24 protein-coding genes are annotated in these 22,132 nt (G+C 65.4%); 16 read left to right on the top strand and 8 right to left on the bottom strand.

Annotation, left to right across the window (positions count from 1 at the left end; genetic code table 11):
• Positions 1–8 precede the first annotated feature (8 nt).
• Positions 9–1,037 carry a carbohydrate kinase gene (locus SynMEDNS5_RS00515; protein ID WP_186583832.1) on the top strand — a complete coding sequence of 343 codons (1,029 nt, stop codon included), beginning with the start codon at positions 9–11 and terminating at the stop codon, positions 1,035–1,037.
• Between the two features lie 2 nt (positions 1,038–1,039).
• Complete coding sequence (gene xylB / locus SynMEDNS5_RS00520; protein ID WP_186583833.1) at positions 1,040–2,545, top strand: xylulokinase; 1,506 nt, start codon at positions 1,040–1,042, stop codon at positions 2,543–2,545.
• Here xylB and SynMEDNS5_RS00525 read toward each other — a convergent pair.
• Positions 2,526–3,473 (bottom strand): carbohydrate kinase family protein, encoded by a 948-nt coding sequence (locus SynMEDNS5_RS00525; protein ID WP_186583834.1) that lies wholly within the window; start codon positions 3,471–3,473, stop codon positions 2,526–2,528. The two genes, xylB and SynMEDNS5_RS00525, sit on opposite strands and share 20 nt — an antisense overlap.
• 38 nt (positions 3,474–3,511) lie before the next feature.
• Positions 3,512–4,024, bottom strand: a complete 513-nt coding sequence (gene tsaE / locus SynMEDNS5_RS00530; RefSeq protein WP_186583835.1) for a tRNA (adenosine(37)-N6)-threonylcarbamoyltransferase complex ATPase subunit type 1 TsaE — start codon at positions 4,022–4,024, stop codon at positions 3,512–3,514.
• A gap of 24 nt (positions 4,025–4,048) precedes the next feature.
• On the opposite strand from tsaE, the gene ahcY reads away from it, so the two are divergent.
• Together ahcY and SynMEDNS5_RS00540 are read left to right on the top strand one after the other, a co-directional pair.
• Positions 4,049–5,479 carry an adenosylhomocysteinase gene (gene ahcY / locus SynMEDNS5_RS00535; RefSeq protein ID WP_186583836.1) on the top strand — a complete coding sequence of 477 codons (1,431 nt, stop codon included), beginning with the start codon at positions 4,049–4,051 and terminating at the stop codon, positions 5,477–5,479.
• Positions 5,480–5,539: 60 nt separating this feature from the next.
• Positions 5,540–6,199, top strand: a complete 660-nt coding sequence (locus SynMEDNS5_RS00540; RefSeq protein ID WP_186583837.1) for a DedA family protein — start codon at positions 5,540–5,542, stop codon at positions 6,197–6,199.
• A gap of 8 nt (positions 6,200–6,207) precedes the next feature.
• Here the strand turns inward: SynMEDNS5_RS00540 and SynMEDNS5_RS00545 are convergent, their stop codons facing one another.
• Entirely contained in the window at positions 6,208–6,591 is a 384-nt protein-coding gene (locus SynMEDNS5_RS00545) for a single-stranded DNA-binding protein (protein ID WP_186583838.1), read from the bottom strand.
• Positions 6,592–6,744: 153 nt separating this feature from the next.
• On the opposite strand from SynMEDNS5_RS00545, the gene SynMEDNS5_RS00550 reads away from it, so the two are divergent.
• The 7 genes from SynMEDNS5_RS00550 (at position 6,745) to SynMEDNS5_RS00580 (ending at position 13,157) form a co-directional block, all read left to right on the top strand.
• Complete coding sequence (locus SynMEDNS5_RS00550) at positions 6,745–7,797, top strand: rod shape-determining protein (RefSeq protein ID WP_304623115.1); 1,053 nt, start codon at positions 6,745–6,747, stop codon at positions 7,795–7,797.
• Positions 7,798–7,802: 5 nt separating this feature from the next.
• Complete coding sequence (gene mreC / locus SynMEDNS5_RS00555) at positions 7,803–8,558, top strand: rod shape-determining protein MreC (RefSeq protein WP_186583840.1); 756 nt, start codon at positions 7,803–7,805, stop codon at positions 8,556–8,558.
• 3 nt (positions 8,559–8,561) lie between these two features.
• Complete coding sequence (locus SynMEDNS5_RS00560; protein ID WP_186583841.1) at positions 8,562–9,065, top strand: rod shape-determining protein MreD; 504 nt, start codon at positions 8,562–8,564, stop codon at positions 9,063–9,065.
• Positions 9,062–10,375 carry a sugar ABC transporter substrate-binding protein gene (locus SynMEDNS5_RS00565; protein WP_186583842.1) on the top strand — a complete coding sequence of 438 codons (1,314 nt, stop codon included), beginning with the start codon at positions 9,062–9,064 and terminating at the stop codon, positions 10,373–10,375. The genes SynMEDNS5_RS00560 and SynMEDNS5_RS00565 overlap by 4 nt, the downstream gene beginning before the upstream one ends.
• Before the next feature lie 111 nt (positions 10,376–10,486).
• Entirely contained in the window at positions 10,487–11,290 is an 804-nt protein-coding gene (gene rpaB, locus SynMEDNS5_RS00570) for a response regulator transcription factor RpaB (protein WP_186585759.1), read from the top strand.
• 54 nt (positions 11,291–11,344) lie between these two features.
• Positions 11,345–12,814, top strand: a complete 1,470-nt coding sequence (gene lysS / locus SynMEDNS5_RS00575; protein ID WP_370593605.1) for a lysine--tRNA ligase — start codon at positions 11,345–11,347, stop codon at positions 12,812–12,814.
• A 79-nt stretch (positions 12,815–12,893) separates the two neighbouring features.
• The gene (locus SynMEDNS5_RS00580) at positions 12,894–13,157 is read left to right on the top strand and encodes a hypothetical protein (RefSeq protein ID WP_006042532.1); all 264 of its coding nucleotides are present in this window, start codon (positions 12,894–12,896) and stop codon (positions 13,155–13,157) included.
• 29 nt (positions 13,158–13,186) lie between these two features.
• On the opposite strand, the gene SynMEDNS5_RS00585 is transcribed toward SynMEDNS5_RS00580, so the two are convergent.
• The 4 genes from SynMEDNS5_RS00585 to egtB are packed head-to-tail and all read right to left on the bottom strand — an operon-like array spanning position 13,187 to position 16,111.
• Positions 13,187–13,672 (bottom strand): hercynine metabolism protein, encoded by a 486-nt coding sequence (locus SynMEDNS5_RS00585; RefSeq protein ID WP_186583844.1) that lies wholly within the window; start codon positions 13,670–13,672, stop codon positions 13,187–13,189.
• Complete coding sequence (locus SynMEDNS5_RS00590; protein ID WP_186585760.1) at positions 13,672–13,920, bottom strand: hercynine metabolism small protein; 249 nt, start codon at positions 13,918–13,920, stop codon at positions 13,672–13,674. The genes SynMEDNS5_RS00585 and SynMEDNS5_RS00590 overlap by 1 nt, the downstream gene beginning before the upstream one ends.
• Before the next feature lie 26 nt (positions 13,921–13,946).
• Positions 13,947–14,918, bottom strand: a complete 972-nt coding sequence (gene egtD / locus SynMEDNS5_RS00595) for an L-histidine N(alpha)-methyltransferase (RefSeq protein ID WP_186583845.1) — start codon at positions 14,916–14,918, stop codon at positions 13,947–13,949.
• Positions 14,915–16,111, bottom strand: a complete 1,197-nt coding sequence (egtB, locus tag SynMEDNS5_RS00600; protein ID WP_186583846.1) for an ergothioneine biosynthesis protein EgtB — start codon at positions 16,109–16,111, stop codon at positions 14,915–14,917. Before egtB ends, egtD begins: the two co-directional genes overlap by 4 nt.
• A gap of 95 nt (positions 16,112–16,206) precedes the next feature.
• On the opposite strand from egtB, the gene SynMEDNS5_RS00605 reads away from it, so the two are divergent.
• A complete protein-coding gene (locus SynMEDNS5_RS00605) occupies positions 16,207–18,270 on the top strand; it encodes a protein kinase (RefSeq protein ID WP_186585761.1) in 2,064 nt (687 codons plus the stop codon).
• An 18-nt stretch (positions 18,271–18,288) separates the two neighbouring features.
• Here SynMEDNS5_RS00605 and smpB read toward each other — a convergent pair whose 3' ends face one another.
• Entirely contained in the window at positions 18,289–18,786 is a 498-nt protein-coding gene (gene smpB, locus SynMEDNS5_RS00610; protein ID WP_186583847.1) for an SsrA-binding protein SmpB, read from the bottom strand.
• 64 nt (positions 18,787–18,850) lie between these two features.
• Here smpB and ruvB point away from each other — a divergent pair, with 64 nt between their 5' ends.
• From ruvB to SynMEDNS5_RS00630, 4 genes are read left to right on the top strand one after another with little or no spacing between them, the layout of a single operon-like run.
• Positions 18,851–19,936: a Holliday junction branch migration DNA helicase RuvB gene (gene ruvB / locus SynMEDNS5_RS00615; RefSeq protein WP_186583848.1), complete on the top strand. Its 1,086-nt coding sequence runs from the start codon at positions 18,851–18,853 to the stop codon at positions 19,934–19,936.
• The gene (locus tag SynMEDNS5_RS00620; RefSeq protein ID WP_186583849.1) at positions 19,933–20,733 is read left to right on the top strand and encodes a tetratricopeptide repeat protein; all 801 of its coding nucleotides are present in this window, start codon (positions 19,933–19,935) and stop codon (positions 20,731–20,733) included. The genes ruvB and SynMEDNS5_RS00620 overlap by 4 nt, the downstream gene beginning before the upstream one ends.
• The gene (locus SynMEDNS5_RS00625) at positions 20,730–21,902 is read left to right on the top strand and encodes an amidohydrolase (RefSeq protein WP_186583850.1); all 1,173 of its coding nucleotides are present in this window, start codon (positions 20,730–20,732) and stop codon (positions 21,900–21,902) included. Before SynMEDNS5_RS00620 ends, SynMEDNS5_RS00625 begins: the two co-directional genes overlap by 4 nt.
• Positions 21,899–22,129, top strand: coding sequence for a DUF3188 domain-containing protein (locus SynMEDNS5_RS00630; RefSeq protein WP_186583851.1), 231 nt, complete (start codon positions 21,899–21,901; stop codon positions 22,127–22,129). Before SynMEDNS5_RS00625 ends, SynMEDNS5_RS00630 begins: the two co-directional genes overlap by 4 nt.
• Positions 22,130–22,132 lie beyond the last annotated feature (3 nt).

The raw sequence follows: 22,132 nt of genomic DNA on the forward strand, positions 1-22,132 counted from the left end.
CATGTTTGATGGTGAGTTCGCCTCCGCAGGTGCTTTGTGTGGGAGAAGCGTTGGTGGATCGCCTCGGACCCCTGGGAGGCGATCCGGCGACGGCGGCGCCGGGTGATTGCGACGACCGCCTCGGCGGTGCGCCGGCCAACGTGGCCTGTGCTCTGGCTCGCTTGGGGACGCCTGTGGCCTTCATCGGGCGCTTGGGCCGCGATGCGATCGGTGACAGCTTTCTGGAGCTGCTGAACGATCGGGGGGTGGATCTGCGCGGCCTGCAGTCCGACGATCAGCGGCCCTCACGGGTGGTGCTGGTGCGCCGCGATGCCAGTGGTGAACGGGTGTTTCAAGGTTTTGCCGGCGATTGTGGTGCCGGATTTGCTGATCAAGCACTTGATCAGGCTGCCTTGGATCCGCACTGGCCGGCTTTGGCGGAACGGGCTCGCTGGCTTCTGATCGGCACCATCCCGCTGGCCAGCGCTCCATCGGCGGCGGCCCTGCGATCGCTGGTGGCGCAGGCCGAGCGGGATGGCGTGCGGGTGGCTCTGGACGTGAACTGGCGCCCCACCTTCTGGGACCCCGACGCCGATCCTGCGGCTGGACCCGATGCCCAGGCCCTCGCTCTGATGCAGCCCCTTGTGCAGCAGGCTGATCTGATCAAGCTGGCCCGGGAAGAAGCCGAGTGGCTGTTTCACACCAGCAGCCCTGATCAGATCAGCGCGGCCCTGCCCCGGCATCCGGATGTGGTGGTCACCGACGGTGGTAAACCCGTGCAGTGGTGCATTGCCGAACAGTGCGGCGCGATGGCGGTGTTGGCTCCGCCCCAGGTGGTGGACACCACCGGTGCTGGTGATGCCTTCACCGCCGGCCTGTTGCATCAATTGGTCTCCCTGGCGCCGGTGGAAGGTCAGCCCCAGCAGCTGGATGCAGCTGGGGTGCGGGAGGTGGTGCGCTACGCCGCCGCTTGCGGTGCCCTGGTCTGCGCTGGTGCCGGCGGCATTGACCCCCAGCCCCTTCCGTCCCGGGTGCTGGGGTTCCTGGAGCAGGCGTAGCGATGGTGGTTCTGGGCATTGATCTGGGCACCAGTGCCACGAAAGCGCTGGTGGTGGATGCCGCTGGGACGGTTTGCGGTGTGGGGCACGGAGACCATCGCCCGCTGGTGCCGCGGGCGGGGTGGAGCGAGCAGGATCCTGAGGATTGGTGGCGCAGCACCCTCCAGGCCGTGTCCGCGGCTTTAGGGGAAGCCCGGGTCGATCCCGGGGCGATCGCCGCGGTCGGTCTCGCCGGACAGATGCACGGACTGGTGGCTCTTGATGCCCAGGGCGATTGCATCCGACCTGCCCAGCTCTGGAACGACGGGCGCTGTGAACCCCAGTGCCGAGCCGTTGAAGATCACCTGGGACCGGCCCATCTGCTTGCCTGTACCGGCAATCGCATGCTGCCCGGGTTCACGGCCCCCAAGCTGCTGTGGATGCGCGAGCACGAGCCCGAGGCCTTGGCACGCATCACCACGGTGCTGCTGCCCAAGGACTGGATCCGTTTTCGGCTCACGGGGGAGTTGGTGACCGATGTGTCCGATGCCAGTGGCACAGCTGTGTTTGATTGCGCCCAGCGGCGTTGGTCGGATGCGCTGTTGGCCGATCTGAAGCTGCCGAGATCCTGGTGGCCTGAGGCCGCGGAGAGTTCGGAGGTGGTGGGCCAGGTGTCGGCGCAGGCGGCCGTGCTCACCGGCCTCAAGGAGGGCACCCCCGTGGTGGCGGGTGCGGGAGATCAGGCTGCGGCGGCCCTCGGCTGTGGTCTGGTGCATGAGGGCTCGGCTGGTGCTGTTCTGGGGACCAGTGGTGTGGTGGCTGCACCGATGGATCGCTGGCGCAGTGCGGACGAGGGCCGGCTCCACGCCTTCTGCCATGCAGCCCCCGGCACCTGGTTCCTGATGGGGGTGATGCTCAGCGGTGCAGGCAGCCTCGATTGGTTTCGGCACGCGATCACGCCGGACTTCAGTGATGACGATGCTTTTGAGCGGATTGAGGCAATGGCGGCCGGCACCGAAGCCGGCGCCGATGGTCTGTTTTTTCTGCCCTATCTCTCCGGTGAGCGCACCCCCCATGCCGATGCCAGTGCCAGGGGGTGTTTCATCGGCCTGGACCAGCGCCATGACCGTCGTCATCTCGCCCGGGCTGTGTTGGAGGGGGTGACCCACGGGTTGAGCGATTGCTTTGGTCTGCTGCGGGAGGCTGGTCTGGATCCCCGCTGCGTGCATCTGTCTGGAGGGGGCGTGCGCAGCCTGCTCTGGCGCCAGCTCTGCGCCGATCTCTTTGGCTGCCCCGTGGCGCTCACCGCCACGGTGGATGCCACGGCCTACGGCGCTGCGCTGCTGGCCGCGGTGGGCGCAGGAGCGTTCGCCAACGTGGGCGACGCCTGTAAAGCCTGGGTGACGGTTGCCACTCCGTTGTTACCAGGACCCGAGGCACCGCGCCTGCAGGAACGCCATGCCCTGTATCAGCAGCTCTACCCCGCGCTCAAGCCCCTGTTCTCCCAGCTCAGCAGCACTCAACCTTGATCGCGTGGCTCTCCATGAACTGGAGGGCCTCCTCCCGGTTGAACACGCTGCCGGTGGCCGATGTGCTGCGCACGCAGCTGGCGCCCAGGGCGCTGCCCCAGCGCAGGCAGGTGGGCAGGTCATGCCCCTGGAGCATTGCGGCGATGAAGCCGGCATCAAAGGCATCGCCGGCGCCGGTGCCGCCCTGGTAGTCGGTGTCGTAGGCGCCGACACGCAGTTTCAACTGCTCGTTCAGCAGATGGGCTCCCCGATCCCCTTCGGTGATCACCACAGTCCGCGCGCCGGCGGCGCGGAAGGCTTCGGCTTGCTCCCAGGGATCGCTGAAGCCTGTGAGCAAGGCGGCTTCGTCGTTGTTGGGAAGAAAGACATCGGTGTAAGGAAGCACCCGTTGCAGGCGCTCCATGGCATCGGCATCGTCCACCTGCACCACATCGAGAAGGATGCGGGTGCCTGCTTCTCGGGCTTGGACCAGGCGCTGGCGCATGGCCTCACTCTCGAGGCCATCCAGCATCAGAAATCCACCGATGTAAAGCACGCTGGCCGACTCCAGCAGCCCCTCTGGAATCGCCGCGGCGGTCATGGCCGTGTTGGCGCCGGCATAGGAAATGAAGCGACGGTCCTGATCACGCACGTTGATCACCGCAGTCGAGGCCGTGGCCACCTTTGCCGAGCGCACCACCCCGCGGGTGTCCACCCCCGCAGCATTCAGGGTTGCAACGATGAAGTCGGCCAGCACGTCGTCGCCAACGCAGCCGCTGATCCCGGTGCTCACGCCCAGCTTGGCCAGATCGAAAGCGGTGTTGGCGGCGCAGCCCCCCAGGCTGAGCTCCATGCCTTCGGTTTCCATCAACTGCCCTTGCGCCGGCAGCGAGGGAACCGGATGGCAGACCAGATCAGCACACAGCAAGCCGAGGCAGAGGCAATCCACGGGTGGTGTTGATCACGGGACCACGGATCTTGACATCTTTAATGCAGCGCAACGATGCGTCGATGGAGCGGTCCAGTCAGCACTGCCTCGCGTCCACCCTCCTGGCGATGCGCCAGTTCCAGGGTCCAGGCCTCCGGTAAAGCCAGACTGAGGCGTTCCGGCCACTCCACCACGAGGAGCGCACCAAGGCCCCGGGCTTCCTCCTCCTCCTGCAGAAACAGATCGTCGGCCGCGCTGGCAAGCTCCAGCCGGTAGAGATCGAGATGCACCAGGGGTGGCTGCCCCTGGGGGTAATGCTGCGACAACGCAAAGGTGGGGCTGGTGATGGGTTCCTCAATGCCGAGGGCCAAGGCAATGCCCTGCACCAACGAGGTTTTGCCGGCACCGAGCTCACCCTTCAACAGCAGCAGAGCGGGACGCGCGTCCGCACCTGCCAGCCACCGCCCGAGGGCGTGTGTCGCCTCGAGATCCTTCAAGGTCCAGGTCCGATCGGTAGATTGCGCCACACGCGAGCCCGAAGCCTCGGAGACTCCGCAGAGATTCCCGTTCACATTCTCCCCTGGAAGCGTTTCAACATGGTGGCAACACCCTCGGCAACGACCGGCCTGCAGGTCGCACAGGATTACGTCATCGCGGACATCAATCAGGCGGAGTTCGGCCGGAAAGAGCTGGACATCGCCGAGACCGAGATGCCCGGCCTGATGGCGCTGCGTGAGAAGTACGGCAGTGAGAAACCCCTGAAGGGGGCCCGTATCGCCGGCTCCCTGCACATGACCATTCAGACCGCCTGTCTGATCGAGACCCTGGTGGAGCTCGGTGCTGAGGTGCGCTGGGCCTCCTGCAACATCTTCTCCACCCAGGATCATGCTGCAGCCGCCATGGCTGCCCGTGATATTCCTGTGTTCGCCGTCAAGGGCGAGACTCTGGAGGAGTACTGGGAGTACACCCACCGCATCCTCGAGTGGAGCGACGGTGGCTCCCCCAACATGATCCTGGACGATGGCGGCGATGCCACCGGTCTGGTGATGCTGGGCAGCAAGGCCGAGCAGGACATCACCGTGCTCGATAACCCTGGCAACGAGGAAGAAACGTTCCTGTTCGCCTCGATCAAGAAGAAGCTGGCCCAAGACCCCAGCTTCTACAGCCGCACCAAGGCTCAGATTCAGGGCGTGACCGAGGAGACCACCACAGGTGTGGCCCGTCTTTACAAGATGCAGAAGAGCGGCGAGCTGCCCTTCCCCGCCATCAATGTGAACGACTCGGTCACCAAGAGCAAGTTCGACAATCTCTACGGCTGCCGCGAGTCGCTGGTGGACAGCATCAAGCGCGCCACCGATGTGATGGTGGCCGGTAAGCAGGCTCTGGTGATGGGCTACGGCGATGTGGGCAAGGGCTCAGCCCAGTCCCTGCGCGGCCTCGGCGCCACCGTGTGCATCGCCGAAGTGGATCCGATCTGTGCCCTGCAGGCGGCCATGGAGGGCTATCGCGTGGTCCGTCTGGAAGATGTGGTGGAGGAGATGGACATCTTCGTGACCGCCACGGGCAACTACCAGGTGATCCGCAACGAGCACCTCAAAAAGATGAAGGACGAGGCCATCGTCTGCAACATCGGCCATTTCGACAACGAGATCGATGTTGCGTCCCTCAAGGAGTACGAGTGGGAGAACATCAAGCCCCAGGTGGACCACATCACCCTGCCAAGCGGCAACCGGATCATCCTGTTGGCCGAAGGCCGTCTGGTGAATCTCGGCTGTGCCACCGGTCACCCCAGCTTCGTGATGAGCAACTCCTTCACCAACCAGGTGCTGGCTCAGATCGAGCTGTTCACCAAAGGCAACGAGTACGGCAAGGAGGTGTATGTGCTGCCTAAGCACCTCGATGAGATGGTGGCCCGGCTGCACCTCAATCGCATCGGCGCCAAGCTCACCGAGCTGAGCAAGGATCAGGCTGATTACATCAACGTTCCTGTGGAGGGTCCCTTCAAGCCCGACCACTACCGCTACTGATCCTTCTGATCAGCAACCAACGTGCCCCGTGGAAGACTTGCGCGAACGTGCGCAGGCTCCATGGGGCTTTCTGAATTCGTCACCCAGCTGCCGGAATGGATCGGTCAGGCCGTTGCAGCCAATCCATGGGCTGGGTATGGGGCGATCTTTGCGGCCATGTTCCTCGAGAACCTCTTTCCGCCCATTCCCTCCGAATTGATCATGCCCCTCGGGGGGTTCTATGTGCAGCAGGGCCAGCTGCAGTTCATTCCCGTGGTGCTTGCCGGTCTGCTGGGCACCGTGATCGGTGCACTGCCTTGGTATGGCATCGGCAGGCTGATTAATGAGGAGCGCATCGAGCAATGGCTCGGGCGCCATGGCCGCTGGATCGGCATCAGCCCGGAAGAACTGGCGCGCAGCCGCCGCTGGTTCAGCCGTTACGGAACGGCGCTCGTGTTCTGGGGACGCCTGGTTCCAGGCATCCGCACCCTGATTTCCGTTCCGGCAGGGATTGAACTGATGCCGCTCACGCCCTTCCTGATCTGGACCACGGCCGGCAGTCTGATCTGGACCTTGCTGCTCACCATTGCCGGCATGGTGCTGGGCGAGGGCTACAGCAATGTGGAGCTCTGGATCGAGCCGGTCAGCAAGGTGATCAAGGTTCTGCTGGTGATCGCGGTGATCGCCGGCGGTATCTGGCTTGGCCTCAGGGTTTGGCGGCGCCGCAACGCCGCCGATTGAACCGAGTCTCAGAAAGGAACGTCCTCGTCGCTGGCGCTGCCGCCACCCGCGAAGGCTCCAGCGGCTGCTTCGCTGTCTCGCTTGGATCCAAGCAGCTCAAGCCGATCGACGCGAACCACGGGTTTGCTGCGCTCCTCGCCGCTGTTGCGATCGGTCCAGCGGTCGAGTTTGAAGCTGCCGATGATCCCAAGGAGGGACCCTTTTTTCACGTAGTCGGCGGCCACCTGGGCCTGCTTGCCCCAGATCTCCAGATTGAACCAATCGGGCTCATCGTCGCGGCTGCGGCGATTCACGGCGATGGTGAGGTTGGCGACCATGCTGCCCGATTCGAAATAACGGACTTCAGGGTCGCGGCCGGCACGGCCGACCAGGGTCACGGAATTGACTCCCATTGAATTTCTCCTGTTAGTTGGGTCAATGATGCGCCACGGATGTCAGAACTGACGGTTGTCGTGGCTGCCTTCAAGGAGTTCCACCCTCATCAGCGGATGTAACAGATGGGCTTGAAAACTGCCTCTATGATTCGCCGAACCAAGTCTCTGCCAGTGCTCTTCCGTCGCTTCCAACTCTCCCGCGACATCGGCATCGACCTCGGCACAGCCAACACCCTGATCTACGTCTCAGGCAAGGGCATCGTGTTGCAGGAACCTTCCGTGGTGGCGCTCGATCTCGAACGGGGTGTCACCCTCGCTGTGGGCGATGAGGCCAAGCTGATGCTCGGGCGCACTCCAGGCAATATCCGGGCTGTGCGCCCGCTTCGGGACGGCGTGATCGCCGACTTCGACGCCGCTGAGCAGATGCTCAAAACCTTCATTCAGAAGGGCAATGAGGGGCGCGGCATCGTGGCCCCCCGGCTGGTGGTCGGCATTCCCAGTGGTGTGACCGGGGTGGAGCGCCGCGCCGTTCGCGAGGCGGGTCTCGCTGGTGCCCGAGAAGTGCATCTGATCGATGAGCCGGTGGCGGCGGCGATCGGAGCCGGCCTGCCGGTCACCGAGCCCGTCGGCACCATGATTGTGGATATCGGCGGTGGTACCACCGAGGTGGCCGTTCTCAGCCTGGGCGGCACCGTGCTGAGCGAGTCGGTGCGGGTGGCCGGCGATGAAATCAGCGATGCCATCGGTGTTTATCTGAAGAAGGTGCACAACCTGGTGGTGGGTGAACGCACCGCTGAAGACATCAAGATTCGGATCGGTTCGGCCTTCCCCGACAACGAGTTCGATCAGACCGTGATGGATGTGCGCGGCCTGCACCTGCTCTCCGGTCTTCCGCGCACCATTCAGTTGCAAGCTGGTGATCTGCGCGAAGCCATTGCCGAGCCTCTGAATGTGATCGTGGAAGCGGTCAAACGCACGCTTGAGCGCACTCCTCCTGAGCTCGCCGCCGACATCGTGGATCGCGGCATCATGCTGGCCGGGGGTGGGGCACTGGTGCGCGGCATCAGTGACCTGATCAGCCATGAAACCGGCATCTTCACCCACATCGCCGAAGAACCCCTGCTCTGCGTGGTGAAGGGGTGCGGGCAGGTGCTTGAGGATTACAAGCGTCTGCAGCGCGTGCTGGATACCCCTGAATTCGTGCGCGCCGCTGCTCCCGTCTGATCGTCATGGGGTTGTCCCAGTGGCCCCAGGGGTCCCGACTGCGCTCCTTTCAGCGGCTGTGGCCCTGGTTCATCCTCCTGGTGGTTCTCGGGTTGGTGCGGCTGAGCAAGGGTGCCGGGTTCGTGGATGCCTTTGCCCTTCTCAGTCGGCCCTTCTGGCCGGGGTCCGCGCAGCGGGAGTGGATTCAGTCTGCCGCTCGCCAGAACGACGCGTCCCGGCTGGAGTTGCTGGAGCAGGACAACGCGCGGCTGCGCGGCCTGCTGGAGCTCGATCAGTTATCCACAGGCGATCGGGTGCAGGCGGCCGTGATTTCGCGCACGCCATCGGGCTGGTGGCAGCAGTTGGAGCTCGGCAAGGGATCCTTTGATGGCATTGCTAAGGATGATGCGGTGATTGGCCCTGGTGGGTTGATCGGCCGTGTTCAGAGTGTGACGCCGGCCACCAGCCGGGTGCGTTTGCTGACGGCACCGGGGAGCCGTATCGGCGTCTGGCTGCCAAGAACCCGTCAGCACGGCCTGCTGGCAGGTCTGGGCACTGCTCGGCCCCAGCTTCAGTTTCTGGACAAAGACGTGCAGGTGCGGCCCGGTGATCTGGTGAGCACTTCCCCGGCCAGCACCCTGCTTCCCCCCAACCTGCCGGTGGCGGTGGTGCAGTCCGTCAATCTCCGCGGCGTTCCCGCGCCCACCGCCCTTGTGCAGTTGATTGCGCCGCCCGATGCCATCGACTGGGTGCAGGTGCAGGTGCAGGTGCAGGTTCGCTGACCCATGGCTCGCTTGCACCGTCAACCGATTTGCGTGGCGTCCGCTCTCCTAGTCCCATTGCTCCAGCTGGTGGCTCCCTCCTGGTTGGCGCTGGATGGGGTGGGGCCCAGCTGGGCGATGCTCTGGTTGCTGCCCTGGGCACTTGTGGATGGCCCGGTGTCCGGGGGGATTGCCGGCGCGGCGCTCGGCCTGGTGCTCGATGGCCTCAGCCTGGGTGATGTCAGCCAGGTGCCTGCGCTTGTGCTGATGGGATGGTGGTGGGGCCGAATCGGCCGTCGTGGGCCCCCGATCCAGCGCAGTTTCAACATCGGTTTGTTGGCTTTGATCGGCACCGTGGTGCAGGGGCTGAGCCTCTGGTTGCAGCTGCTCGTGCTGGGATCGTCTGACGCCTTGCTTCAGGCCTGGGCCCTGCACACCACCCTGGCCCAAGCCCTGATCACTGGACTGTTGGCGCCGATGGTCGGATCCTGGCAACTGCTCCTTTGGCGACGCCGCGCACCTGCATGACCTTCAAGCAACAACGGCGGACGCGGCAATGGCTGGTGGGGCTGGCTCTCGCAGGGGTGGCGACGCTCGGCTGGGGATGCGGCCGGCCGCCGGTGCCGGAGGGAACGTTGCAGCTCTGGACCCTGCAGCTGGCGCCCAAATTCAATCCGTACATGGCCTCCGTGATCAAGGCCTGGGAGAAGCGCCACCCCGAAGTACCGGTGCGTTGGACCGATCTGCCCTGGGGATCGGTGGAACGCAAGCTGCTGGCCGCGGTGTTCGCGCGCACGGCACCGGATGTGGTGAATCTGAATCCCCCCTTTGCCGCCAACCTGGCCAGCAAGGGAGGGCTCACGGATCTCATGCCGCTTTTACCCGAGGGTGCGGCGGATCGCTACCTGCCGTCCGTCTGGACTGCGGCACGGGATCCAGAGGCCGGGCAAATCGCGATCCCCTGGTATCTCACAGTGCGTCTGAGCCTGGTGAACCGCGACCTGCTGCGTGAGGCCGGTCTGGAGCAAGCTCCTCAGCGTTGGGAGGACGTTCCCGCCTATGCCCGAGCGATCCGGGAACGTACCGGGCGCTACGGGTTGTTCGTGACCGTGGTGCCGGATGACTCCGCTGAGCTGTTGGAGTCGATGGTGCAGATGGGTGTGACCCTGCTCGATGACCGCCAGCGGGCGGCCTTCAACACCCCGGCTGGCCGCAAGGCTTTTGCCTTCTGGACGGATCTCTACCGGGAGGGGCTGCTCCCGAGAGAGGTCGTGAGCCAAGGGCAGCGACGGGCGATCGAGCTGTATCAAAGCGGGGAGCTGGCGCTGCTGGCCAGTGGTGCTGAGTTCCTGCGCAGCATCCAGACCAATGCCCCCGGGGTGGCGGCGGTCACCCTGCCCCAACCGCCGCTGACCGGTGCCGACGGAACGGCCAATGTGGCGCTGATGACCCTGGCGGTACCGCGCCAGAGCGACCAGGCCCAGGAGGCTGTGGAGCTGGCCCTGTTTCTCACCAATGGCCCCAACCAGGCCCGTTTCGCTCGCGAGGCACGGGTGTTGCCCTCATCACGCCAGGCCCTCGCGCAGGTGCGGGCTGAGCTGGAAGCCGAGCAACCGGCCAGCGAAGAGGAGGCTCAGATCCGTGAGGCCCGTCTGCTGTCGGCCGACACCCTCAAGCGCGCGCGGGTGCTGGTGCCGGCCACGCCTGGCGTGAAACGGCTGCAGAGCATTGTTTACACCCAGCTGCAGCGCTCAATGCTCGGTCAGATCAGCAGCGATCAGGCTCTGCTGGAAGCGGAGCAGCAATGGAATCGATACGCCAGCTCCCGCTGGCCTTAAGCAGTTATCGCGAGATTCTTAAAAGAAGCCAAAGGCTCTATTTAGAAAAGTGGTTCGGCCTCATTCCGTTCAGGTTGAACGGTAGGGTTGCAACTCTTCATTATTTGGTTGATGTCCGGCGGGCCATCCCAGCTTGAAAATGGGCAGGGTCCCTTCGACAGCGGATCAGCGAAAGCGACTTTGTTGGTGGTGGACGACGAGCCAGCAGTGCGACGCGTGTTGGTGATGCGTCTGCAGCTCGCCGGCTATCGGGTGGTGTGCGCTGAAGACGGCGAGGAAGCACTCGAGGTGTTCAACAGAGAGTCTCCGGATTTGGTGGTGCTCGATGTGATGCTGCCGAAACTGGATGGATTTGCGGTGTGCCGGCGTCTGCGGGCCGAATCCTGTGTGCCGATCATCTTCCTTTCGGCTTTGGAAGCCATCTCCGAACGGGTGGCGGGTTTGGATCTCGGCGCTGATGACTATTTGCCCAAGCCCTTCAGCCCTAAGGAGCTGGAAGCGCGCATCTCCACCATCCTGCGTCGGGTGGGGCGCGGCTCGGCCAATGCCGAGCCGCGGGAACTGCCTACGGGTCAAGGCGTGGTGAGGGTCGGTGAACTGGTGGTGGACACCAATCGCCGGCAGGTGACGCGCGGCAGCGAGCGCATCGCCCTCACCTACACCGAATTCAGCCTTCTGGAATTGCTCTTCCGTGAACCTGGACGCGTGGTTCCCCGCGCCGAGATTCTTGAGCAACTCTGGGGGTATCCACCCCGTCGCGCGGCTGATTTGCGCGTGGTTGATGTGTATGTCGCTCGTCTGCGCGGCAAGCTTGAGCCCGATCCCCGCAACCCCGAATTGATTCTCACCGTGCGCGGGATCGGTTATTCCTCTCAGCGAATGGGTGACAACGCACCGGTGGCCGCGGCGGGCTGATCTGTCCCAACGGGTCCGTCGACCGGCAGGATGGCGCCGATTGCAATCCGCCCTGTGTCTGATCTGCGTGAGACCCGCCTCGAGAAGGTGTCTGCCCTGCGCGACCAGGGCCGGGAGCCCTACGCCCTCACCTTTGACCCCACCGACCGGATGGCTCGGCTGCAGAGCGACCATGCCGATCTGCCCAAGGGAGAGGAGCGGGATTGTGCGGTGGCCGTTGCCGGCCGGGTGATGACCCGGCGGGTGATGGGCAAGCTTGCTTTCTTCACCCTGGCCGACGAAACCGGCACGATCCAGCTGTTTCTGGAGAAGGCGGCGCTCGGCGATGCGTTCGCTCAGATCACGTCTCTTGTCGACGCCGGCGATCTGATCGGCGTGCGTGGCACGTTGCGCCGCACCGACCGGGGGGAGCTGTCGGTGAAAGTGGCGGAGTGGACCATGCTCACCAAGTCGCTGCAGCCTCTGCCGGACAAGTGGCATGGTTTGGCGGACGTGGAGAAGCGTTACCGCCAGCGCTATCTCGATCTGATCGTGACGCCCCAGTCGCGCGAGACCTTCCGCCGCCGGGCGCTGACCGTGAGCGCGATCCGGCGCTGGCTCGACGAGCGCGAGTTCCTGGAGATTGAAACGCCTGTGCTGCAGTCGGAGGCGGGTGGAGCCGATGCGCGCCCGTTCATCACCCACCACAACACCCTGGATCTGCCGCTTTACCTGCGCATCGCCACCGAGTTGCATCTCAAACGCTTGGTGGTGGGCGGTTTTGAGCGGGTGTACGAGCTGGGTCGCATCTTCCGCAATGAAGGGGTGAGCACCCGCCATAACCCCGAGTTCACGTCGGTAGAGGTGTATCAGGCTTATACCGATTATCTGGGGATGATCGAACTCACCGAGTCGATGATCGCGTCGGTTTGTCAGCAGGTGTGTGGTGGTACGCGGCTCACATATCAAGGCTCAGAGATCGATCTCACCCCGCCCTGGCGCCGGGCGACGATGCATGAGCTGGTGGAGGAGGCCACCGGCCTGGACTTCTCGGCCTTCAAGGATCGGGCGGCGGCGGCTGAGGCCATGGCGGCCAAGGGGCTCCCGGTTCCAGACAATGCCGATTCAGTGGGCCGTCTGCTCAATGAAGCCTTTGAGCATGCCGTGGAAGCCAACCTGATTCAGCCCACCTTCGTGCTCGACTATCCCGAGGAGATCTCACCTCTCGCTCGCAAACACCGCAGCAAGCCCGGCCTGGTGGAGCGCTTCGAGCTGTTCATCGTTGGACGGGAGACGGCCAATGCCTTCAGCGAGTTGATTGATCCGGTCGACCAGCGCGGGCGCCTGGAGGCTCAGCAGGCCCGCCGGGCCGCCGGCGATGATGAAGCGCAGGGGGTGGATGAGGACTTTCTGCAGGCGCTTGAAGTGGGCATGCCCCCCACAGGAGGCCTGGGCATCGGCATCGACCGCCTGGTGATGCTGCTCACCGACAGTCCTTCCATCCGTGATGTGATCGCCTTCCCGCTGCTGCGTCCGGAGGGGTGAGTGACAAGCTGGACCACCCGGTCGGCGCTTGGGCACCCTCGGGGTGGATAATGGTCCACAGTGGCATGGTCCCTTTCCCATGAGTGGTGAGCGCGTAGGTTTCCGCTTCAAGCACGCCGATGCGGTGGTCAAGCGCAATCCCCAGGGCCGTTCCCGCCGCGGCTGGGTAATGGAGCCTGTGGAACAGACCACCAGCCGGGGCACCAAGATGCCCGCCTACCGGATTCGCTGGCGCGACAGTGAGCGCCCAGAGATCGTGCTGCAGCACATGCTGATCGCCGATCCCGATCCCACGCCTCCGCCGGAGAACGTGAGCCTGGAGCCCCCCGCGCCCAAGGCTTGATCAAGTTGGCAGCCTGATCAAGGTGGCGATCAGTCGAGTCCTTGGCGGCGCCGGAGCTCTTCCAGTTCCTGTCTTGCTTCGAAGAGGGCCCAGTCTTCATCCAGGCTTCGCCCTTTCGATGGGTTTGAGGCCTGTCGGCGTAGATCGCTGATCTGCCGATCCAGGCCTTGAAACTCGCGGCCGAGCGTCTCCAGTTCACTCCAGAGATCCCGGCCCTGCTCCATCAACGTCTGCACGTGGCCTTCAGCGCGTATCGCTAGTTTCTGCGCCCCAGCAGCACGAGCCTTGCGGCTGCGCTCACCCCAGGCTTGAACCTGTTCCGCCAGGGATAAGAGCTGCCGGCGCAGGTCCTTGGCCTGACTCTGCATCTGATCCCGGCGACGGTTCAGGTCACGCTGGCGGTCCTGCAGATGCTGTTCGCGCAGCAAGCGATCCTGATCCGGGTTGGCCTTGAGAAAGGCATTGAGCCGATCCTCCAGGTTGCGTTCCAGTTGATCCAGCCAGGTCGGAGCCATTAGTCCACAGCTTCTTGGACGATCGCATCCGGAGCCCGGGTGATCAGGGGCGCTTCAATCTCTTCCTGCAGGGGGGTGATCGCCCCATCCCGCGAGCGCAGCAGCAGCTGGGTGAGTCGGGCCACCGACCCGTCCCCGAGCTCCAGCTCGCTGAGCTTCTCGAAGGCTTGCCGGTACACCGTCTCCAGCTCCTCAATCAGCGATTCCCGCTGCAGTCGCACCGTGCGCCGTTGCTCTTCTCGACCCATGGCGGTGCCTCGCTCCACTGCTGGTCTCAGTCTGCCGCGTCCAGCCAGTGCAGGGAGAGATCGTCCGCCGGGTCGTGCCAGCGCTGCCTCCAACACCAGCCCGCTTCCGCGGCCAGGGCGCGGGCCATGGCCGGTGTGTATTTCACGCTGTATTCAGTCACCAGCGGTTGCTCGGCAGCGAAACGCCAGCACTCACCGGCGATCGACACCGACTGAGGCTTCCGGCTCACCAGGGCCATACGCACTCTGTGCTCGGCGGCCTGCCAAAGCGCCTCATAGCGGAAACGCTCGGGGTCGAATGTGCCCCCTAGCTCCGTGTTCAACCGATGCAGCAGGTTGCGAGCGAAGGCGGCGGACACGCCGGCGGCATCGTCGTAGGCCGCCTCGAGCCGTTCGGGTGTCTTGGGTTGATCGAGGCCCAGGAGCAGGGGCCCGCCATCGAGCAGCTGGCGGAAGCGCCGCAGCAGCGCAACAGCCTCCAAGCGTGTGAAGTTTCCCAGGGAGCTTCCCGGGAAAAAGCCGATTCGGCGCTGGCCCTGCAGCAGAGGATGCTTCGGAAGGGCTTTCAGTTCGCTGTGATCGCAACAGATGCCCAGCATGGGCACGCCCGGGTAGCGCGTTTGCAGTGCGGCTGTGGCCTGGCGGAGATGGTCGGCGCTGATGTCGAGGGCGACGTAGGCGGAGGGTTGGAGGGCGTTGAGCAGGGGGCCGACCTTGCGGGCACTGCCAGCGCCGAACTCCACGATCACCCCGTCTCCCAGGGCCGTGGCGATTTCTGCAGCCGAACGCTCCAGCAGCCCAATCTCCGTGCGCGTGAGGCTGTACTCGGGCTGGTCGCAGATCTGATCAAATAGCCGTGACCCCTCCGCGTCGTAGAGGAACCAGGCGGGGAGCTGGCGTGGATCCTGCTGCAGGCCCTGACGCACAAGCCGGAGCATGTCCGCTGCCGGCGGATGCAGATCGATCAGCTCCGGTTTCGAAGGCGTGAGCGTGGTCATCGGGCCAGGCGCAGGCCTGCCGCCATCCAGCGACTGGCCGGGGGAAAGAAGTTGCGATAAGTGTCGCGGGAATGGCCCCTGGGTGTGAGCTGACTGCTGCCCCGCAGCACGAATTGGGAGGTCATGAACTTGCCGTTGTATTCGCCCACGGCACCGCTGGCCGCCTGGAATCCCGGGTAAGGGCGGTAAGGGCTCGATGTCCACTGCCAGAGCTCGCCGTGGCTTTGCTTGAGCTGCTCGCCCAGGGTGCGGCTGGCCAGTTCCCATTCCGCCTCGCTGGGCAGACGAGCCCCGGCCCAGCGGGCGTAGGCATCCGCTTCAAACCAACTGAGGTGGCGCACCGGCCTGTACTCCGCCAGGGGGCAGCGTCCTCCAAGGGTGAACTCCCAGCGCCAGGATCCTTCGCCGGCGGCATCCCCACGCCAGTAGCGGGGTGCCCGCCAGCCACGTTGGCAGCATTCCGCCCAGCCTTCGCTCATCCAGAGCTCGGGGCGCTCATAGCCACCCGCGTGGATGAACTGCAGATAGTCGCCATTGGTCACAAGGCGATCGGCGATCTCGAACGGTTCCAGCCACACCCGGTGCCGGGGGGTTTCGTTGTCGAAGTGAAAGCTGGATCCCCCATGCCCCACCTCCACCAGGCCGCCTGCGCAGGCCAGCCAGCTGGGGTGCTCGCCATCGCTGACGTTGGATGCGGGCTCCTGCCAGTCCGCTCGGTAGGCCGGTTCGAGCGGTTGGCGGCTGAAGCCGTCGAGTAGATCCATCAGCATCAGCTCCTGATGCTGCTGCTCGTGCTGCAGTCCCAGTTCCACCAGGTGGAGCCAGGGCGCGTCGTCGCTGCTCTCCAGCAGGCGCTCGAGGGCCTCGTTCACCCGGGTTCGCCACTGGCTCACCTCCCGCATCGGCGGACGGCTCAATAGGCCCCGCTGGGGACGGGGTTGGCGAGGACCGACGGCTTCGTAATAGGAGTTGAACAGGTAACTCCAGCGGGCGTCGGCCGGTTCATAACTCGGCTGGTGGGGCCGCAGCACAAACGTTTCGAAGAACCAGGTGGTGTGGGCCAGATGCCACTTGGGGGGGCTGGCATCGGCCATGCCCTGAAGGTTGAGGTCTTCGGTGTCCAGCGGCTCGATCAGGACTTCGCTGGCATGCCGCACGGCCATCAGCCGGTTCAGAAGCGTGCCGGAAGCCATGGCAGGTGGGCGCATTGGCGGTGACCTTAGGGGCTCCCCACCCCGGTGTCAGCAGGACACTGCCCTTACCATCAGCCCACCACTGTCTCCACGTTGTGATCGGCACCCTGCTGGCTGACCGGTACCGCCTGGATCGCTGCCTGTCTGCGGATCCAGATCACCCCCAGGGGGCGCTCTGGTGTGCAGCGGATCAGATGGCCGCCGGAGCGCCGGTGGCGGTGCGTCAGCTCCGGGATGTGCAGGCTTCAGAGCGCATCCGTGCGTTGTGGCCAGCGATGCAGTCGGTGCTGCATCCCCAGATCCCCCGCTTCGGTGGGCTGCTTGAAGAGCAGGGCAGCCTGTGGCTGGTGCGCGAGTGGCAGGAGGGATCCAGCCTGCTGCAGATTCAGGCGCAGCGTCTGGAGCGCCAGCTGGTGTTCGGGCCTGGGGAAATGCTGCTGCTGCTGCGGCAGCTGCTGCCGCCTCTGGCCGTGCTGCATGGCCAGCAGCTGGTGCATGGGGATCTCAACCCCCGCAATCTGCTCCGGCGTGACCAGGACGGTCTGCCGGTGTTGATCGATTTCGGTTTGCTTCAGCGCAGCGGTGAGCAGCCGATTCCCGGGGCTTCAGCGGCCTATGCCCCCAGAGCCCAGGGGCGGCAGGAGCCCGCTGCGGCCTGGATGGATCTGCATGCCCTGGGGGTTACCGCTCTCACCCTGCTGAGCGGCCGCCCACCCGAACAGCTCCTGGCGTCTGAAGCCGACGACTGGATGTTGCCGGCGGATCTGGATCTCGAGTCGCCGTATCGCACGGTGCTGGAACGCCTGCTGTCGGAGCAGGGGGATCGGCGTTTTGCCACCGCCAGCGAGGCGCTGAAAGCGTTGCAGCGGGTCACCATGCCCGAGTCCACCGGTCCCCAGCCTCGGGCGGACCGCACCCTGGTGCTGGCACCGGTTGTGGTGGAGGCAGCACCCCAGGCGCCGCCACCATCGCAGCCAGCGTCTCCAGACCTGCCGCCCCTGGGCTCGGCCGCCGCCGCCGCTGAGCGGCCCCGTCCCCGCGCTGAACAGCGTCAGCAGGCCGCGGAGGGAAGGCTCTGGCCAGTTGTGGCTGCCCTGTTGGTGTCCGCGCTGGTCGGGACGGCGATCGGATGGTTTCTTCTCAGTCGCGGCAATCCCCCTGGATCCGCACCATCAACCGAGCGGGACGTGATCGGTCGCTCTCCCACCGCCAGCCTTCCCCCGGCGGAGGTGGATCAACGCCAGCAACTTCTGAGCCGCTTGAGGGCGTTGCAAGTGGATCGCAGTTGGTTTCTGCAGCTGGTGGATGCCAGCCTGCTGGCCCGCTTCCCGGAGCGCAATGGCCGCTTGCCCACGGACTCCCTCGAGGATGCCCCGCTCAGGCAGGTTTGGAATGAGCTGGCTGAGGAATGGCTGGCCCGGGTGGAGCAGCTTCCGCCGATGCTGCGCGCCCGACTGGGCCGGCTCAAGGATGCCGACTGGCAGAAGCAGCGCCAGGCGCTCGTGCAGCAGGGGGTGAACGCCCGGGTGGTGGAGCAGTTGGTGAGTGCGTCGGCGCAGACGCTTCTGCCCGGTGTGGCCACGGGGGTGAAGCCGCCGGAACCGTTCCGGCAGCTGTGGTTTGCAGCCGCACTGCGCAGCCTGGAGGATGTGCGCATCGAAGCGGTGAAAGCCCGTGCAGGCGCGCCCACCGTGCTCTCGAGCCGGGTGTCCGCCGGTGGGGCCCGCTTGATTTCGATCACCGTCCCGGCTGGCCGACGGTTGGTGCTGGGCATCAACGGCACACCGTTGATGCAGATGACGGTGTACGGCGCCGACGGGGAGGTGGCGGCGGATCGCGGGCCGCTGCGGGTGGTGACTCTCAGCGAAGACGCTGGATCGCCGGTGCAGGTGCTGGTCACCAATGACGGTGTGTCCTCGGGGTTGCTCACCCTGTCCTGCCGGGCGGATCTCCCGGAGCCCAAGCCCCTGCCCGATGTGGATCTCAATCCCATCCCCGACCCGGCCACCGGGGCCGAGGGGCCCGTGGAAACTTTGCCTGAACCGCCCGGGCCGAAGCCGGCAGGGGTGGACATGCCGCCGGTCATGGACGTCACCCCGACAATTGAAGGGTTTGATGAGCCGACCGAAGACCAGGCCCCGGCCCCTGACACGGACTAGTTCCTTTCTCGTGTCGATTCAGTAACGAGACAGTGCTGCTCGGGTTTCTTTCTTGATCTGCTTGTCTTTTTCTGCAGCGCGCTTGTCGTGGAGTTTGCGCCCCTTTCCCAGGCCCAGGGTGAGCTTGATCCAGGAGCCCTGCAGATGCAGGTTCAGGGGAATCAGCGCCAGTCCTTTCTGGTCAAGCTGGCCGCGCAGTTTGTCGATCTCGCGCCGGTGCGCCAGCAGGCGACGCACCCGCAGCGGGTCATGGTTGAAGTACCCGCTGGCATGGGTGTGGGGAGAGATGTGCACGTTGTGCAGCTGCAGCTCTCCATTGCGGATCAGGCAGAACCCATCCCGCAGGTTGGCCTGCCCGGCCCGGATCGATTTCACCTCGGTGCCCACCAGTTCGATGCCGGTTTCCAGCGTTTCAAGGATGTCGTACTGATGCCGGGCCAGGCGGTTATCAGCCAGCAGCCGGTTGGCTGCGGCGCGCGCAGCAGCAGCACTCTTCTTGCCTCCTCCTTTGGCCATCCACCTTCAGGCCTCTCAGCCGCTTGATTCCCCGACCCTATCCAGGGGTCGGTACCCTTCCATCATGGCGATCGTTTCCTCCAACGCCGCATCCCAGCGTTCGCAGCCGGATCGCGTCCCGGATCGGGTGGTGGACGGGTCTCGGCAGGCGGGGGATGACCTCGATCCAGGACGGGCTGGAGCCAAGGAGGACAGCCTGCGGCCCAAGCGGCTTGCGGATTACATCGGTCAGCGGGAGCTGAAGCAGGTGTTAGGCATTGCCGTTCAAGCGGCCGTCGGCCGCGGCGAGGCCCTGGATCACGTGTTGCTCTATGGCCCCCCCGGCCTGGGCAAAACCACCATGGCCATGGTGCTCGCCGAAGAGCTGGGGGTGACCTGCCGGATTACCAGTGCACCGGCGTTGGAACGCCCCCGCGACATCGTGGGATTGCTGGTGACTTTGCAGCCCAAGGATCTGCTGTTCATCGATGAGATTCACAGGCTGAGCCGGGTGGCGGAGGAGCTGCTCTATCCGGCCATGGAGGACCGCCGCCTGGATCTCACCGTGGGCAAGGGCAGCACGGCGCGCACCCGTGCCCTCGACCTGCCTCCCTTCACGCTGGTGGGAGCCACCACCCGGGCCGGGGCTCTGAGCTCGCCGTTGCGGGATCGCTTCGGGCTGATTCAACGGCTCGAGTTTTACGGCCTGGAGGATCTGCAGGCCATCGTGGAACGAGCTGCCGGCTTGCTCAATCTTGAACTCAGTGCAGCGGCCTGTACGGAGATTGCCCGCCGCTGCAGGGGCACCCCCCGCATCGCCAACCGTTTATTGCGCCGGGTGCGCGACGTTGCCTGCGTGCGGGCCTGTGAGGGTTGCATTGATCAAGCACTGGTGGATGAAGCTCTCACCCTGCATCGCGTGGATGGTCGGGGGTTGGATGCCAGTGATCGCCGCCTGATGGAACTGCTGCTGCAGTCCCATGGCGGTGGTCCCGCCGGCCTCGATACCCTGGCGGCCGCCCTTGGTGAGGACCCGGCCACCCTGGAATCGGTGGTTGAGCCCTATTTGCTGCAGCTCGGTTTTCTGCAGCGCACCCCCCGGGGCCGGGTGGTGACTGCCGCCGGCAGGGGCCACCTGGGCTGGCCAAACCTTGAGGAGCAGGTGGCATGACGCGATTGCGCAATTGGTTGACCTTGCTGGTGCTGCTGGCCCTTCTGCTTCTGCCAGGGCCTGTGATGGCGGCAGGCGATCCTGAGGCAGGGGACCTGCCGCGCCTGTTCGAGCGGGCCTTGAGCCTGAGCCGCCAGGGCGATCCGGAGGCGGCGCTGCCCCTCTGGGATCAGGTGCTGGAGCTGGCGCCGCGGGATGCCGCCGCCTGGAGCAACCGCGGCAACATCCGCTTGATGCTGGGGGATCCTGAGGGGGCGATCGCCGATCAGACCCGCTCGATTGCCTTGGCACCAGAGGATGCCGATCCCCATCTCAATCGGGGCACTGCTGAGGAAGCCCTCCAGCGTTGGCCTGAGGCCGCGGCGGATTACGACTGGATCCTCCAGCGTGATCCTCTCGATGCTTCGGCGCTTTACAACCTCGGCAATGTGCGTGGCTCGGAGGGCGACTGGGCCCAAGCCCAGCGTTTGTATCGCCAGGCCGCCGATGCCCGCCCCGGTTTTGCCATGGCCCGCTCCAGTGATGCCCTGGCCCTCTACCAGCTTGAGGATCTTGCGGAAGCCGAGCGTCAGCTGCGCAATCTCATTCGCCGCTATCCGTTGTTTGCTGATGCCCGTGCCGCCCTCAGCGCTCTGCTCTGGCGGGAGGGCTCCCGCGGCGAAGCCGAAAGCCATTGGGCGGCGGCTGCCGGACTGGATCCCAGTTACCGGGATTCGGCCTGGCTGGCCCAGGTGCGGCGCTGGCCGCCGACACCGATCGCTGATCTCGAGCGTTTTCTCGCCCTGGAGGTGTCATGAGCTCTTCGTTGCCTTGGCCTGAGCGCCTCGAGGCGATGCTGCCGGAGTTGATCGACTTCCGCCGCCATCTGCATGCCCATCCCGAGCTCAGCGGCGAGGAGCACCAGACCGCGGCCCTGCTCGCCGGTGCTCTGCGGGAGGCCGGCTGGCGGGTGCGCGAGGGCGTGGGCCGCACCGGTGTGGTGGCGGATCTCGGGCCGGAGCAGGGCCCCAAGCTGGGGTTGCGGGTGGACATGGACGCCCTGCCGGTGGAGGAGCGCACGGACCTGCCCTACGCCTCGCGTCGTCAGGGGGTGATGCACGCCTGCGGCCATGATCTGCACAGCACCATCGGTCTGGGGGTGGCCCGGTTGCTGGCCGAAGAGCCGGAGCCGCCCGTGGGTCTGCGCTTGCTGTTCCAGCCTGCGGAGGAACTGGCCCAGGGGGCGCGCTGGATGCGCGAGGCCGGAGCCACGGATGGCCTGCAAGGGCTCTTTGGTGTGCACGTGTTCCCATCCCTGCCGGCGGGGAGCATCGGTGTGCGCAGCGGCAGCTTGACGGCCGCTGCGGGCGAGCTGGAGATCGAAGTGATCGGGGAGGGGGGGCATGGCGCCCGTCCGCATCAATCGGTGGATGCGATCTGGATCGCTTCGCGGGTGGTGACCGGGTTGCAGGAAGCGATCAGCCGCAGGCTCGATGCCCTGCATCCGGTGGTGGTGAGTTTCGGCCTCATTGAAGGGGGGAAGGCCTTCAACGTGATCGCGGATCGGGTGCGTCTGCTCGGCACGGTGCGCTGTCTCTGCACCGATGTGCACGACCGGTTGCCCGCCTGGATCGAAGACACCGTGCAGGCTCTGTGCGCGGGCTTCGGCGCCACGGCTCGGGTGCATTACCGCTGCATCTCGCCTCCGGTGCACAACGACGTGGCCCTCACGGCTCTGTTGGAGCGCTGCGCCATCGAGCAGCTGGGGGCGTCGCAGGTGTTGCGGCTGGAGCAGCCCTCCCTGGGAGCCGAGGATTTTGCCGAGTTGCTCAAGGGTGTGCCTGGCACGATGTTCCGCTTGGGGGTGGCCGGGCCTGAGGGCTGTGCACCGCTGCACAACGGTCATTTTCTGCCGGATGAAGCCTGTCTGGCTGTGGGAATCCGGGTGCTGACTTCGACGCTTCTGGCCTGGGAGCCTCCGGCATGAACCGGCCACCCCGCACCCGCCTGCATGTGCTGCTGTCGCTGGCAGCTCCGCTGTTGGTGTTGCTGGGTGTGGTGGCCCTGCTGCAACGGGAGGGTGCCGACAAATTGCAGTCTCTCCCTGCCATTCTGGTGGGCGCAGGCCTGGTGATCCATGCCGTGGTGGGCCGGCGGCGGCGGCGTCATCGGCTGTTGGTGGCCCTGCGCAGCAATCGTTTCGAGGAGTCCTGACCC

This window comes from Synechococcus sp. MEDNS5 (assembly GCF_014279875.1).
In the GTDB taxonomy this organism is placed as follows: Bacteria; Cyanobacteriota; Cyanobacteriia; order PCC-6307; family Cyanobiaceae; genus Synechococcus_C.

Coding starts and splice junctions, on each gene's coding strand:
- SynMEDNS5_RS00515 (WP_186583832.1), top strand. CDS start 9: ATGGTGAGTTCGCCTCCGCAGGTGCTTTGTGTGGGAGAAGCGTTGGTG.
- xylB (WP_186583833.1), top strand. CDS start 1,040: ATGGTGGTTCTGGGCATTGATCTGGGCACCAGTGCCACGAAAGCGCTG.
- ahcY (WP_186583836.1), top strand. CDS start 4,049: ATGGTGGCAACACCCTCGGCAACGACCGGCCTGCAGGTCGCACAGGAT.
- SynMEDNS5_RS00540 (WP_186583837.1), top strand. CDS start 5,540: ATGGGGCTTTCTGAATTCGTCACCCAGCTGCCGGAATGGATCGGTCAG.
- SynMEDNS5_RS00545 (WP_186583838.1), bottom strand. CDS start 6,591: ATGGGAGTCAATTCCGTGACCCTGGTCGGCCGTGCCGGCCGCGACCCT.
- mreC (WP_186583840.1), top strand. CDS start 7,803: ATGGGGTTGTCCCAGTGGCCCCAGGGGTCCCGACTGCGCTCCTTTCAG.
- SynMEDNS5_RS00560 (WP_186583841.1), top strand. CDS start 8,562: ATGGCTCGCTTGCACCGTCAACCGATTTGCGTGGCGTCCGCTCTCCTA.
- SynMEDNS5_RS00565 (WP_186583842.1), top strand. CDS start 9,062: ATGACCTTCAAGCAACAACGGCGGACGCGGCAATGGCTGGTGGGGCTG.
- rpaB (WP_186585759.1), top strand. CDS start 10,487: ATGTCCGGCGGGCCATCCCAGCTTGAAAATGGGCAGGGTCCCTTCGAC.
- SynMEDNS5_RS00580 (WP_006042532.1), top strand. CDS start 12,894: ATGAGTGGTGAGCGCGTAGGTTTCCGCTTCAAGCACGCCGATGCGGTG.
- SynMEDNS5_RS00585 (WP_186583844.1), bottom strand. CDS start 13,672: ATGGCTCCGACCTGGCTGGATCAACTGGAACGCAACCTGGAGGATCGG.
- SynMEDNS5_RS00590 (WP_186585760.1), bottom strand. CDS start 13,920: ATGGGTCGAGAAGAGCAACGGCGCACGGTGCGACTGCAGCGGGAATCG.
- egtD (WP_186583845.1), bottom strand. CDS start 14,918: ATGACCACGCTCACGCCTTCGAAACCGGAGCTGATCGATCTGCATCCG.
- egtB (WP_186583846.1), bottom strand. CDS start 16,111: ATGGCTTCCGGCACGCTTCTGAACCGGCTGATGGCCGTGCGGCATGCC.
- smpB (WP_186583847.1), bottom strand. CDS start 18,786: ATGGCCAAAGGAGGAGGCAAGAAGAGTGCTGCTGCTGCGCGCGCCGCA.
- ruvB (WP_186583848.1), top strand. CDS start 18,851: ATGGCGATCGTTTCCTCCAACGCCGCATCCCAGCGTTCGCAGCCGGAT.
- SynMEDNS5_RS00620 (WP_186583849.1), top strand. CDS start 19,933: ATGACGCGATTGCGCAATTGGTTGACCTTGCTGGTGCTGCTGGCCCTT.
- SynMEDNS5_RS00625 (WP_186583850.1), top strand. CDS start 20,730: ATGAGCTCTTCGTTGCCTTGGCCTGAGCGCCTCGAGGCGATGCTGCCG.
- SynMEDNS5_RS00630 (WP_186583851.1), top strand. CDS start 21,899: ATGAACCGGCCACCCCGCACCCGCCTGCATGTGCTGCTGTCGCTGGCA.